Source organism: Fibrobacter sp. UWB3, from assembly GCF_002210405.1.
In the GTDB taxonomy this organism is placed as follows: Bacteria; Fibrobacterota; Fibrobacteria; order Fibrobacterales; family Fibrobacteraceae; genus Fibrobacter.
Genome location: NZ_MWQJ01000002.1, coordinates 49718 through 63886, shown reverse-complemented (window position 1 = coordinate 63886; position 14169 = coordinate 49718). Strand labels below are relative to the sequence as shown.

The window sequence follows — 14169 nt, the reverse complement described above, 5'->3', positions numbered from 1 at the left end:
TACATAGCTGTATTTTTAACTTCTTTTATGCAACTGGGTTTATTCATCCACTTCCAAAGATGGATAACCTTCAACTCCGAAGGCGCTAGGTTTTTCTGGCTGAGCCTACTACTCCAGTTCGCCATGTTCTCGCCAAGCATCATCATGATGCATGTGGCAAGTTACTTCGCCGGCCGTTTCCCCAAGAGCAAGGTCATGGGTTGGACCTCCATCGGCATGGCTATCTCCGTTTTGCTCATCGCATTCTTCTTTGGCGATAGACTAGACTTTGGCGCATTTGCATTCCTGTTCCTGTACGGCATTTTCCTCTCGATTTTCAATCCGGCCAAAATCGGCCTCATGAAAGAAATCACCGACGGGAACGACCTCGTGAAAATCAACGCCAAGCACTTGATTTTCATGGCGCTCGGTATCACAATTATATCCTTCCTCACGTTTGACTACAGTCCGAACGACAGCTCGACCATTAGCTACTCGCTCCTCCCGTTTATCCTCTCCGCTGTTGGACTTTTCGCTGCAATTTCGTCGTTCTGCATCCGCGTATGCAAGCCGAACAAATTTGTGAAACTCCGCTCCCCCATGCGCAATTTCTCTTCGACCTGGTCGAACCCGATGCTCAAGCTCTCGATGCTCGGTATTGCCGCTTTCTGGAGCGTGACGCAGTTTCTCATCATGATTTCGCAGAACATGACGGGTACGCAGAGCACGACACTTTTCCAGTGGACGTTCATCTTCACCGGAATCGGCTACATCATTGGTGCCATCAGTGCCGCAAAGTCTTCCAAGAACTTCGTAGAAACAGGCCTTATCCCGCTTGCCGCCATTGCCTCTTCTATCACGATGATTGTGACGCCGTTCATCAATAACCAGTACGTCCTTGCGTTCCTCTACGCATTCATCGCTTTCTGGGCAGGCTCCGCATTCGTCATCCTCCGCACGGTCATCCAAAACGTCACACGCCCAGACACATCTGGCCGCATCCACGCCGTTTCGTTCATGATCCAGATGAGCTTCCTGTTCATCTTGCTCGGCTTCCAAGTCATCCTCTTCCTCATGACCGAACTCAGTCTCCACAAGCAGATGTTCTTCCTCGCCGTAATCCTCGCCCTCACGTTCGTGTTCACGCTCAAGCGCACCCCGATGACGCTCCTCCGCGCTGGGCTCCGCTTTGCATTCTCATACGTGTTCCGCTATAAGGTCAAGGTCCACGGCATCCAGAACATGCCCGAATCCGGCCCGCTCCTTTTGGTGGGTCCGCACTTTAGCTTCATCGACTGGGCCGTGCTCCAGATGGCATCTCCGCGCACGCTCCTCATCGCAAGCAACAGGAACACGTTTGCAGATTGGTACTTGCGCTGGTTCTCTCACGGCAAGTCGGTCATCAACATCAACCGCCGCGACCCCAGCGAAGCAATGGAAAAAATCCACGAAGCGCTATTGAAGGGCGAAGCGGTGGTCATCTTCCCCGAAGGCGAAGTTTCCAAGACGCCATTTGTTTCCAAGTTCTCGCTCGACTACAGCAAGGCAATTGAAGGCACTAACGCTCAGCTCGTCCCGTTCTACATACAAGGTCTCTGGGGCAGCCGCTACAGCCACGCCTCCGAATGCGTGAACCGTCCGCAGTATTTCAACCGCGTCATCAGCGTAGGCTTTGGCAAGGCCATGCCCGCCACCACGCCCGAAAACGTCATCCGCAAGGATCTGCAAAACTTGGGCACGGATATTTGGAACATGGCTATGGACCATTCCGCAAGTATCATTCCGCTCTGGTACCGTGCAATGCGCAAGCGCCGTTCCCGCCCGATTTTGATAGATCCCGCCGGCCGCCACGTGAACGGCTACGAGATGATTCGCCTCTGCCACTACTTCGGCAAAAAAATCAAGTCGCTCACCAAGAATGACCAGAATGTAGGCTTCATGCTCCCCACAAGCCGCGACGCAGCCCTCGGCATTATGTCTATTCTCGGCTGCGGAAAGACGACGGTCAACTTGAACTACACCTCGCCCGTCGACACGCTTATCGGCTGCATTGACAAGGCTGAACTTTCGACAATTGTCACGTCCCGAGCCTTCTTTGACAAGCTCTGCGGCAAGAACGCCGACTTCAAGCAGCTTGCCGAAAAATGCCAGATGTTCTACATCGACGAAGAAGAACAGAAAATCAGCACATTCTGCCGTCTGCTCGAATCGTTCATCGTCTTAACGTTCCCCAAGAAACTTTTGAGAGACCTCTGGTTCACGACCGCAAAGCTGAGCGACGATGCTGTTATCTTGTTCAGCTCCGGTTCAGAAGGCACGCCGAAGGGTGTGGAACTCACGCACAAGAACGTGATTTCCAACGCCCAGCAAGGAGACCACGTCATCAGGCTTTGCCGCACCGACGTGATGACATCGCTCCTCCCGCTGTTCCATTCGTTTGGCTTTACGATGACATTCATGATGCCGCTTTTGGACGGTGTACCGATGGTGCTCTGTCCCGACCCGACTGACATCAAGACGCTTGCTCGCGTGTGCGCCGAATACAAGGCAACCATCCTCATGGGCACCCCGACGTTCCTCCGCGCCATCGCCATCAACCGCTGGGTACACCCTATGTGCCTCGACTCTTTGCGCTACGTGATTGCCGGTGCCGAAAAGCTCCGCCCCGAAATGCGCGAGACCTTCAAGCTCAAGTTCGGCAAAGACATTTACGAAGGCTACGGCTGTACGGAACTCACGCCGCTTGCCACGCTCAACGCCCCGAACGTATTGCTCGACGACTTCTTGACGATGGAAAAGTGCTGCGACCACTCGAGCATCGGCATGGTTGTCCCAGGTTCAACAGGCGCCATTATTAACCCCGAGACAAACGAATTCTTGGCTCCGGGTGAAGAAGGCATGCTCGTCATCACAGGCCCACAAGTCATGAAGGGTTACCTCCGCGATGAAGCTAAAACTGATGCCGTCATTTTTGAAGTCGATGGGCGTCGCTGGTACAAGACCGGAGACAAGTGTACCATCACCGAAGACGGCTTCGTCAAGATTCTCGGTCGCTACAGCCGCTTCGCAAAGCTCGGTGGCGAAATGATTTCCCTTACCGCCGTGGAACTCCGCATTGCAGAAACAGGCATCATGGGAGAACACGAATTTGCCATTACCGCCGTTCCGGATTCTGTGAAGGGCGAACGCATCGTGCTCCTCGTCAAGGGCGATGCAACGCTCGACACCGAAGAAATCTCGAGAAGCCTCCGCAAATCGGGCATCCCGCCGCTTATGCAGCCGGGTTCCGTATTCTGCGTCGAAGCCATCCCGAAGCTCGGCAGTGGCAAGTGGGACTTCAACGGAATGAAGAAGCTCGCCACGGAACTCGTCGAAAAGAAGTAATCGCCAACAATAGCCTTAAAATATACCCGCACGCAAAAACGTGCGGGCTTTTTAATTAGCGGGGCATAAACGTCCCAAACGCGCTTCAATTATTGTATATTAAAGGCGCAAAAACAAGGAGATTACATGAGTCAAATTGTCTCTAAATTCCAAGAATTGGGGCTGACGCTCCCCGCCTGCCCCGCACCGGTTGCCGCTTATGTTCCGGCAACGCGCTTTGGCGATACAATTATTGTTTCTGGGCAGTTGCCGTCTGTGAAGGGAGATTTTTCTGCTTTTACCGGCATTGTTCCGAACCAGATTTCTGTGGAAAAGGCAAAGGAAGCGGCACAGATTTGCTTCTTGAACAACATTGCCGCCGCCCTCACGCAGTTGAAAGCCGGCGAAACACTCCGCCTCGTTCAGATCCAGGGTTTTGTGCAGTCCGCAAACGATTTTCACGACCAGCCGATTGTGCTGAATGGCGCTAGCGAACTTGCCGTACAGATTCTCGGTGAAAACGGGAAGCACGCCCGTACGGCTGTTGGCGTTTCGACGCTCCCGAAGAACGTCGCTGTCGAAATCAGCTGCACGTTCCAGGCAATTAAAGAATAAAAGTAATACAAGAAATAATGGATCCCGTCGCTACGCTCCAGGATGACAGGTCACAACTCAAGTGAGCGGATCCACTCGCGCATGTGAAATACGGAATAGCCCGAAGAGAGAGACTTCTGGGCTATTTTTGCACCCCATTCCGTCGCCATCTTTTGGGGATTCAGCGGGAACCCGACACGGCCCAAATCCAGACGGTCCGCATCAAAGCACGTGTCTATCGTAACAATTCCCGTACGAGGTTGAATCGTGTGGAGGCGGCACGCATCATAGAGCCAGCCAAAGCGTTCATCGTCCAATTCAAAAAGCTTTTCCTCGCGGCAACGCTTTGCAAATTCTGCGCCGCGTGCACCATGTTCACGGTCGTATGCATCATCCAAACGCTGCGAGTCGTGGAAAATCGCAAACAAGCGCACTACGTCAATGTCGGCGCCAGTCTTTTTCGCCAGGAGGAGCCCATTGTACTCCACCTGATGCCAATGCTCAATGCCATGAACCTCGGACTCGTAGAGCCGATTCTCAAAAGCAAAGTTCATTAAAGCCGCGAAATCGATCATTATTTCCCGTAATTTTCCTTCAGGTCCATGAGGCGTTGCAGCGCTTGCATCGGAGTCATTTCCTCGGGCTTGAGCCTGCGAATTTCATCCTTGAGCAAGAGCGTATTTTCGTCTGGCGGTGCAAACAAGTCCATCTGCGGCTGCGCCTTGATTTTCTTGTTTTGCGCCTCGTCGCTCGGGTCAATCTTCTGCTTTTCCAAACGGAGCAAAATCTTGCGAGCTCGGCGCACCACGTTAGGTGGGAGCCCCGCCATCTCGGCCACGTGAATGCCATAGCTCGAATCGCAAGCGCCTTCGAGAATCTTGTGCAAGAACGTGAGCTTATCGCCCTTTTCCTGCACGGCGACCTGGAAGTTCCCGGCGTGTTCCAGCGATTCCACAAGCCCTGTCAATTCGTGATAGTGCGTTGCAAAAAGGGTGAGCGCCATGCGGGCAGGTTCGCTGTGGAGCGTTTCGACAATCGCCCACGCAATCGAGAGTCCGTCAAACGTACTCGTACCGCGACCGATTTCATCGAGCAGCACAAGGCTATGCGGCGTCGCATTGCGGAGGATATTCGCCGTTTCGATCATCTCGACCATGAACGTACTGAGGCCACGGCTCAAGCGGTCGCTAGCGCCCACACGCGTAAAGATGCGGTCCACTACGCCAATGCGAGCACTTTCAGCCGGCACAAAGCAGCCAATCTGCGCCATGAGCACAATAAGCCCCGTCTGGCGCAAGTACGTCGATTTACCAGCCATGTTCGGGCCTGTAATAAGCATCAATCGCGTACCATCCGGCGAAAGCGTCACATCATTCGGGATAAAGTTCAAATCGGGATTCACCGCGACAATCACCGGATGGAAACCGCCGCGAATTTCAATACCCGTCCCTTCAAAAACTTCCGGGCAAACGTAATTGTACTTGCGGGCCGCGCGGGCAAAGCTGTACAAGCTATCGACTCGGGCAATCGCATCGGCAATGCCCTGGAGCTCGGCGCGCCAGCTGTTCACGCTTTCGCGAAGCTCGCAGAAAATCTTGTATTCCAACGCATGGATGTTGACTTCGGCATTGCTGATGACGGATTCGCATTCCTTCATCTCGGGCGTGATATAGCGTTCGCCATTCACCGTCGTCTGCTTGCGGATATACTCATCCGGAATCGGCTGCGTGGCCTTCGCCATCTGCGCCTTCGTGATTTCGATGTAGTAACCGAACACGCGGTTGTAACCGACCTTCAATGACGGGATTCCAAGGCGTTCGCGTTCGCGACCTTCCAAGGAAGCAATCCATTCACGACGTTCCTTGATGTCCTCGTTCATGGCATCAAGTTCTGCACTTGCACCCGGGCGAATCATTCCGCCTTCGCGCACGGTCATCGGCAAGTCATCATTGAAGTACTTGAGCAAGTCTTCGCCACGGCCCTTTGCCGCATTTAGCGTTTCGCGCAGCCCTTCAAAAAGCGGCGCATGCAAGCCTTCCAAAACGTCAGCAACCTTTGATGCCTGCGAAAGAGAACGTCCCATTCCCGCGAGGTCACGCGCATTTGCACGACCGCTACCGACACGGCCCATCAAGCGTTCCATATCGAGAATCGACGTGAGCGATTCCTTGAGTTCGTCAAGCGCCACAGGATTCTGGACAAGTTCGCCCACCGCTTCTTCGCGTTCGCGGATGCGGTCCACAGCAATCAACGGATGGCTCACCCAGTCCTTGAGCGTACGCCCACCCATCGCCGTCACCGTAAAATCGAGCACTGAGCAAAGCGTGCTGGAATAATCGTCAGCATTCAACGGACGCACCAGTTCCAAGTTGCGGAGCGTGCTCGGGTCGAGCGTCATGTAATCGTCCAGATTCAAAATCTCGAGCGTCGTAAAGTGCGACAGTTCGGACTTTTTCTGGTTGATCAAATACTGGAGCAAAGCGCCCGTCACGGACGTTTCAAAAACACGACCATCCAAGCCAAGGCCATCAAGCGCTTCAACCTTGAAGTGCGTAAACAGCACATCCTTTGCTTGGTCTTCTGCAAACAAAATAGCAGGGAGTTCAGTGACCAAGACGTTTTCCGCCTTAATCAAGTCCATAATCGCAGATGGAATCGTCGTCCCTTCGGGAATCACAATTTCCTTGGGCATGCGGCGGCTGAATTCGCATTCGAAAGCCTGCACACTGCTACGGCATGTCGCCAAATAACCCGTCGTCACATCGGCAATCGCAAACGCGGCCACATCCCCATTTCCGCCCTTGCCATCATCGCTTGTCGCAGGCACATAGGCGCAAAGATAATTCGCCTCTTTTGCATTGAGGTTTTCTTCGTTCATCGCCGTGCCAGCGCTGATGATTTCAACAATGTCGCGCTTGACAATGCCCTTCGCCAGTTTCGGGTCTTCGACCTGTTCGCAAATGGCGATGCGGTAGCCAGCGGCCACCATCTTTGGCACATAGCGTTCGGCAGCGTGGTGCGGGAACCCGCACAAAGGCGTTGCACCGGAGGCGCCGTTATTGCGGCTCGTGAGCGTTAAACCTAAAATTTTCGAGGCGATTACAGCGTCATCTTCAAAAAGTTCAAAGAAGTCGCCCATGCGGAAAAACAAAATGCAGCCAGGATTTTCTTTCTTGATTTCGTAGTATTGCTGCATCAACGGAGTAACGGCCATTAAGCATCTCCCATAGACAATTCAATCTGGTCAGTCGATTCTTCGAGCGGAGTCGGTTCTTCCGGAGCGTTATCAGGCTTGGAGTACTGCGGCACCAGAGCGCCCGCTTCCAAAAGTTCACTGAATTCGCGCAAACGCGGCAAGTCTTCCGGAATGCGATTGATACCAAAGTATTTCAAAAATTCCTGCGTGGTCACGTAAGTATAGGGGTTACCGACCGTTTCAGCTCTTGCGCCCAAAGTAATAAAGCCCTTGTCGAGCAAGTTACGGATCGGACCATCCGCAGACGAAACGCCACGAACCTGTTCAATCGCGGCCTTTGTAATCGGCTGCTGGTAAGCAATCACGGCAAGCGTTTCAAGCGCCGCCTGCGAGAGACGCCTTGCATTAGCTTCCGGGAAAAGCTTACGCACCCATGGATAATACTTTGCACGTGTCCTGAAGCGGTAACCGCCCGCCTGTTCCACAATTTCAAACGGAGACTGAATTTTGTTCAAAGAATCGTTCGCGGTAATGAGCGCATCCGCCACAGAACGAGCATCCAAAAAATCGCCGAGAATTTCGCGAAGCTTCTTGAGCGTCACGACATCCGGAGACGCAAACACAAGCGCCTGTATAATGCGAGCCAGGTCTTCCCTACTTTCAACTTTCGGGAGTTCCGCCGATTCTTCGGCCAGTTCTTCGACATTCTGATCTTCAGCCATACGTTTGATCCTTTTGTCTAAAGCGGTCTAAAGTCACCTAGTTAGAATACAACCAAGTCGTTCTTGTGGATAAGTTCATCCGGAACATTCTTGCCCAAGATTTCGTGAACCTGGGCAGTCTTCTTGCGGAGCACAAGCTTGAGCGTTTCGCTATCAAAACCAGCGACACCGCGAGCCACAGGATTCTTCTTTTCGTCCTGTACTTCAATCAAGTCACCCTTGTCGAAATGCTTCTGTACCGCAATCACGCCAACCGGCAACAAGCTCGAATGATTTTCACGCAAAGCCTTCACGCCACCTTCATCGACAATCACGCTTCCACGCGGCGTCGTAATGAAGCTCAGCCAGCGCTGACGGCTATTGAGCTTTTTCTTGGAACCTGCGAACAAAGTTCCTGTTGCATTTTCAAAGAACACCTGATGCGGGAGGACCTTCATACCGCTAGCGAGGAATGCATTCGCGCCACTCTTCGTCACATTGCGAATGGCTTCGAGCTTGCTTCTCATGCCGCCGGTACTGACGGCGGACCCGGCCTCGCCGGGCTTTCCGGCCAATGCCAAAATAGCAGGCGTGATTTCAGGAACAAAGTTCAACAAGCGAGCGTTCGGATTCTTCTTCGGATTGTCATCGAACAAGCCATCTTCATCCGTAAAGATGAGGAGCAAGTCAGCATCAAGGAAGAGCGCCACATCGCTTGAGAGCTTGTCGTTATCGCCCACCTTGATTTCAGCGACAGCCAAGGAGTCGTTCTCGTTAATGATCGGAACAATCTTACGAGCAAGCATTGCTTTGATGGTGTTCTGCAAATTCTTGTAACGCGCACGGTCGCGGAAGTCTTCTGCAGACAAGAGGATCTGACCGACAGAGAGCTGCACCCAGCGGAACATTTCGCGATAAGCGTACATGAGGTCAATCTGACCCACGGCAGCGCAAGCCTGCTTTTCGGCAAGCACGGTCGGCTTCTGCTTGTAGCCAAGTTCCGCCATGCCAGTACCCACAGCGCCACTCGTGACAATGACGACTTCCTTGCCAGCATCCATCAAGCGTGCCACGGAATCCGCGAGCTTCTGGATGTAACGCGTACGAACGCCACCACGCTCGGAATCCACGAGAATGCGAGATCCAATCTTCACCACCACGCGGCGAGCTTCATCTAAAATGTTCTTTCTTAATTCACTCATTTTTCAGTCGTTAGTTATTAGTCAATAGTTTACTTGCACACCACCAAGCGGATTGCATCGAGGCGGAGTTGCGGGTTAGCCACAATCTTCTTGCGTTCCTGCACGTTCTTGCGGAGCTGCTTCAAAGCTTCGCTTGTACCCGCCTTGCCACGCATCGAAAGCAAATGGTTCATGCGCTGGTATTCCTGTTCCGAACGCGCTTCCACAGCATTTGCCGCTTCTTCGGCATACTTCTTAGCCTGTTCAGAAACAATCAAGCGAGCCTTCGCAAGTCCATCCTTAGCAAAGTAACGAAGCGTCATATCGACAGCCGCATTGCCCTGCGGAACACCCACATCCTTGAGCGCCGCATTCGAAAGATCTTCGAAATGTTCGGACATGTTTTCGCCCTTCGCATTCACGAGCACCTTGAAATACTTCGGCCCAGCGATATCGGCGCAGCCCCATTCTTCGGACACTGGAAGTTCCACAGCAAAGTTGTACTGCATCATGAGTCCGCGCAAACCGGAGTTCGGCCAAATCGCGCAAGACACTGTTCCACGGCCAAAGCTCGTTTCGTAATCGAACACGCCCTGAGCAAGCGGGTGGTCCAAGCTGATAAATTCAATATCGTCATGCGTCATCGCGACATCGCGATCGAACGTGACCGTCATGCAAGTGCCACCGCTCACGCGACCATCGCCGTCGCCATCTCCACCGCCTTCGCCGCAGAGATCCGTCTGGCTATTCACGCGGCCACCGCCAGCACTCGCCGCAGCCATTGCCAAATCAGGCATGCCCGGCACAGAACCCGCTTCAACCTGCGGTCCCATCGTAATGAGGAAGCAATCCTGCACAGAGCTCTTTTCAACATCGAGTCCGCGATTCATCAAGGAATCGAACACGAGATTCTTGAGTTCCGGTTCTGCATCAAGTTCACGAATTTCATCCGTGATTTCCTTTGCCTTTTCAGGATTGCGGGAGTTAAATTCCAGCAAGCGGTCACGACCGTTTTCAATATGCTTACGCATCTGCTCGCAGTCTTTCTTGACCTGCGGGATGACGTTCTTCACAAAGTTTTCAAGGCTAGCGCGCGGCGTTGCCAAAGCTTCAATCAGCGATTCCGTGTACTTGAGGAAGAGTTCACCACCGCTCATGAGCGGAGCGCCAAACGAATTCAAACCTTCGTTGTACCAGCGGAACATCACTTCCTGACCCGAGCCCTTCACGTACGGCACGTGGATGATGATGTCCTTGTCCTGACCAATGCGGTCCAAGCGTCCAATACGCTGTTCCACGAGAGCGGCATCAAGCGGCAAGTCGAACAAGACCAAGTGATGCGAGAACTGGAAGTTACGGCCTTCAGAACCAATTTCAGAAGCGATGAGCAAGTTAGCACCATCAGGCTTGCTGAAGTTTGCCGCAGCCTTGTCACGTGCCATGATGCTCATATCTTCGTGGAACATCACAAACGCACCTTCGCCCAAGAATTCGAGGAGCAAAGTTTCAAGCGCCTGCACCACCTGGATGGATTCGCAAATCAACAAGACCTTTTCGTTCTTGTATTCCTTGAGGAATCCCTTAAGCCACACAAAGCGTTCGTCCATTGCCCATGCGTCGGAGAACCTCGTGCAGAGGAGGCCATTTTCCTGAATGTCGGTCGATGCTTCCAAGTCGCGGTCGGCAGCGACATCCACCATTTCACGGTAAGCCGGATTCGGTTCGAGCGGAATTTCATCGAGCACACGCTTCGGGAATCCGCCCACGCCCTTACGCGTATTGCGGAACACCACAGAACCCGTACCCATACCATCGACAATGCGGCGCATCCATTCGCCTGCGGTCATCGACTTTGAATTTTCCTGTTCCAGCCACGGGCGAATTTGCGAGTTCTTCGGGACGCATTCGTACAAGTCGTCCCAGCTCATGTGGTGGTTCGGGTCGGTCGGAAGCTTATTTAAATCTCGCACAAGCTTGAGGTAAGCTTCCTGGTCCTTGATAAAATCGTTATAGTCTGCAAAGCGCACCGGGTCGAGCATCTTGAGACGGTTGAACTGCGATTCCGGATGGAGCTGCAAGGGCGTACCGGTCAAAAGCAACACGCCCTTCGAGCGTCCAATCACCCTGTTCGCAAGCATATACTCGTGGCTCGTAAAACCATCCTCGCACACCAGATGGTGGGCTTCATCAATGATGGTCATATCCCAGTTCGTCTTCAAAAGGTCTTCGATCAATGCAGGCTGTGCCATCAAAAAGTCGATGGACACGATGATGTCGTTACTCTGCATGAACGGATTGGGCTTCGTCTCGTCTTTGGCGACACCCACAAACAAGCCACGGATGTAGCCTTCGTCCACCAGCGTAAAGAGCTGGTTGAAACGGCGCTTCATTTCAATCATCCACTGGTGCTTCAGCGTTTCCGGGACAATCACGAGCGTACGCTGGATGCGGCCTCTCGACTTGAGCGCATGCCAAATCATGCCCGCTTCAATAGTCTTACCCAAGCCCACTTCGTCCGAAAGCATAAGCCTCGGGAGCGTCGAGCTAGAGCAGGCACGGTAGCAAAGGTAATACTGGTGCGGGATCATGTTCACACGCGGGCCAATCATGCCACGAACCGGCGAAGACATCCACTTGTAATACATGTCCATCGCATCTTCATGACGCAAAAAATCACGCGACGAACACACTTCGTCATCGGCCAAGGCCTTAAACAGCACAGCCGGTCGAGCGGTCGAAATCTTCGAGCTCAGCTCGGATTCCTTCATCTCTTTACCATTACGCCCGACATAAACCATAATACCCGCATCTTCGCGAACGGAGTCCACCACAAAGGATACACCCTTTTCACTCTTGACGGTTTCACCCACTTGCAAAACAAAACGTTCAATTGGAGCTTCATCGGTCCTGTAAATACGAGCTTGACCGATAGACGGGAACAAAATTTTAACAGTACGGCCCTGAACTTCAGATACAATACCAAGCCCCAGGGTAGGTTCGGCTTGGCTAACGTAGCGCTGACCAATTTTAAACATCATCATAACCTGTAAATTTAGGATTTTTTCGAAAATTCGGCTTGCGAACTTTTTACTAAATTATTCCACAACATGAAATGGTTTTATATCGATACATCAATCACCGACGGGGATAGGCGTCAAGGTCCTTATTCTATCGATGAAATTAAAGATTTTGTCAACGAAGGCAAGATAAAAGACGAAACTTTAGTCTGGCACTCCGGCGAAACTAATTGGAAAGCATGGAAGGATTTTCCCGAAGCAAGTGAACCCCCGGAGCCGACCGAAGAAGAGCTCCTCAAGCAGACGATTGAAACGTTATTGCAAGGCAGAATGCAGCGCAAGCGATTTGCAGGATTTTTTGTACGCGCAAACGCATTCATTATAGACAACTTAATTCTTTCTGTTGTCGGTGCGATTTTCCTTTACATTATGAGCTTGGCAGGCATGCTGGACTTGAATGCCGTATCCGAGATCGTAAACCAGTACATCGATAACCCCGGTTCCACGGACCTTGTTTCCAAGGCTCTCGATCTCCCCGGAATGTCTACATTCTTTACGATTTGGAGCATTGTACAGGCAATTTACTTTATCGTATTCCACGCCGTTTGGGGAGCCACGCCGGGCAAAAAGCTCTTGCGCATTCATGTCGAAATGGCAAACGGCGAAAAGCTTTCATGGGCATTCTCGATTTTCCGCTTTGTGGCAAGCATCGTCACGCAAGCGACACTCATTTTTTATGGTCTGGGTTACCTTATTGTCCTTATCGATCCGCAAAAGAGAGCGCTACACGACTATCTTGCAAAGACTCGCGTCGTTCATAATGCCATCGAACAAAAAGAAAAGAAAGAGGTTTAATTTATATGGATCAGTTTATCGTTCCACAAGTTAAAGCACCGGTCAATGGTGAAGTTGAAATTTCTGGCGCCAAAAACGCCGTGCTTGCCGTGATGGCTGCAGCGCTCCTCGCCGATGGCGTTTCTGAAATCACAAATGTTCCGCACTTGAAAGACATGAAGACCATGTCCGATGTGCTCCGCGTGATTGGTTGCCACATCAATGGCGGAAGCCATGTTTTGAGAATCGACACTCGCGGTGTAGACCACCTCGAAGCGCCGTATGAACTCGTGAAAACCATGCGCGCAAGCTTCTACGTGCTCGGCCCTCTCGTTGCCAGATTCGGACGTTGCCGCGTCTCGCTCCCCGGCGGATGCGCCTGGGGCCCGCGCCCTGTGGACCTTCACCTCAAGGGTCTCGAAGCGCTCGGTGCAAAGATTACCGTCACGCACGGCTATGTCGAAGCCACTTGTGAAGGCCGCCTCCCTGGTGGTAACTTCAACTTCCCGATTTCTAGCGTCGGTGCAACGGTCAACGTCTTGATGGCTGCTACACTTGCCAAGGGCGTAAGCGTCTTGCAGAATGCCGCCCTCGAACCCGAAATCGATAACCTCATCGACTTTCTCACCAGCATGGGCGCGAAGATTCAGGGACGCGGCACGCGCACCCTTACCGTCCAGGGTGTGGAATCCCTCCGCCCGGGTACAGGCGTCACCATCCCGGACCGCATTGAAGCAGGCACGTTCCTCTGCGCAGCAGCCATCACGCGCGGCCGCGTGAAAGTCACTCGCATCATTCCGGAACACATCGCCTCTACGCTCGACGCTTTCCGCGAAATCGGCTGCAAGGTGAACGTCGGTGCCGACTGGGCCGAAGTTGACGCCCGCCAGCAGGAACTCAAGCCGATGAGCCTTGTGACGCTCCCATTCCCGGGATTCCCGACCGATATGCAGGCTCCGTTCATGGCAACGCTCCTCTCCATTCCAGGGAACAGCCTCGTGCAAGACACGGTTTATAACGACCGCTTTAAACATGTCGCCGAACTCGAACGCTTGGGAGCCTCCATCCAGCTGAACGGCAACACGGCAACCATCAAGGGTGGGCTCCCGCTCGAAGGTGCTGACATCATGGGTTCTGACCTCCGCGCCAGTGCAGCTCTCGTTCTCGCAGGCCTTATTGCCGAAGGCGAAACGACCATCAGCCGTATTTACCACCTTGACCGCGGTTACGAAGATTTCGAAGCTAAGATGGCTAAGATCGGTGCAACAGTCAAGCGTTTCAACCCGGACGCCCGCGACGAATAA

Annotated in this window: 9 protein-coding genes; 4 read left to right on the top strand and 5 right to left on the bottom strand. The window is 52.8% G+C overall.

All coding sequences use genetic code 11. The annotated features are described in order from the left end of the window. Positions 1 to 27 precede the first annotated feature (27 nt). Together B7991_RS02860 and B7991_RS02855 are read left to right on the top strand one after the other, a co-directional pair. Positions 28 to 3363: an MFS transporter gene (locus B7991_RS02860; protein WP_254917825.1), complete on the top strand. Its 3336-nt coding sequence runs from the start codon at positions 28 to 30 to the stop codon at positions 3361 to 3363. Between the two features lie 126 nt (positions 3364 to 3489). Beyond that, on the top strand, positions 3490 to 3957 hold the full coding sequence (locus tag B7991_RS02855) for a RidA family protein (protein ID WP_012820029.1): 468 nt from the start codon (positions 3490 to 3492) through the stop codon (positions 3955 to 3957). A 50-nt stretch (positions 3958 to 4007) separates the two neighbouring features. On the opposite strand, the gene B7991_RS02850 is transcribed toward B7991_RS02855, so the two are convergent. Genes B7991_RS02850 through rapA form a run of 5 tightly spaced genes read right to left on the bottom strand, consistent with a single transcriptional unit; the run spans position 4008 to position 12055 of the window. After that, positions 4008 to 4490, bottom strand: a complete 483-nt coding sequence (locus B7991_RS02850; protein WP_254917824.1) for a hypothetical protein — start codon at positions 4488 to 4490, stop codon at positions 4008 to 4010. Between the two features lie 20 nt (positions 4491 to 4510). After that, on the bottom strand, positions 4511 to 7150 hold the full coding sequence (gene mutS, locus B7991_RS02845) for a DNA mismatch repair protein MutS (protein WP_088629509.1): 2640 nt from the start codon (positions 7148 to 7150) through the stop codon (positions 4511 to 4513). Beyond that, positions 7150 to 7854, bottom strand: coding sequence for an SMC-Scp complex subunit ScpB (gene scpB / locus B7991_RS02840; protein WP_012820032.1), 705 nt, complete (start codon positions 7852 to 7854; stop codon positions 7150 to 7152). The genes mutS and scpB overlap by 1 nt, the downstream gene beginning before the upstream one ends. Before the next feature lie 41 nt (positions 7855 to 7895). Then, positions 7896 to 9035, bottom strand: coding sequence for a glutamate 5-kinase (proB, locus tag B7991_RS02835; protein ID WP_088629508.1), 1140 nt, complete (start codon positions 9033 to 9035; stop codon positions 7896 to 7898). Positions 9036 to 9064: 29 nt separating this feature from the next. Beyond that, on the bottom strand, positions 9065 to 12055 hold the full coding sequence (gene rapA, locus B7991_RS02830; RefSeq protein ID WP_088629507.1) for an RNA polymerase-associated protein RapA: 2991 nt from the start codon (positions 12053 to 12055) through the stop codon (positions 9065 to 9067). Between the two features lie 66 nt (positions 12056 to 12121). Between rapA and B7991_RS02825 the strand changes: the two genes are divergently transcribed. Both B7991_RS02825 and murA read left to right on the top strand, forming a co-directional pair. Continuing rightward, positions 12122 to 12886 carry an RDD family protein gene (locus tag B7991_RS02825; protein ID WP_088629506.1) on the top strand — a complete coding sequence of 255 codons (765 nt, stop codon included), beginning with the start codon at positions 12122 to 12124 and terminating at the stop codon, positions 12884 to 12886. A 5-nt stretch (positions 12887 to 12891) separates the two neighbouring features. Then, the gene (murA, locus tag B7991_RS02820) at positions 12892 to 14169 is read left to right on the top strand and encodes a UDP-N-acetylglucosamine 1-carboxyvinyltransferase (RefSeq protein WP_088629505.1); all 1278 of its coding nucleotides are present in this window, start codon (positions 12892 to 12894) and stop codon (positions 14167 to 14169) included.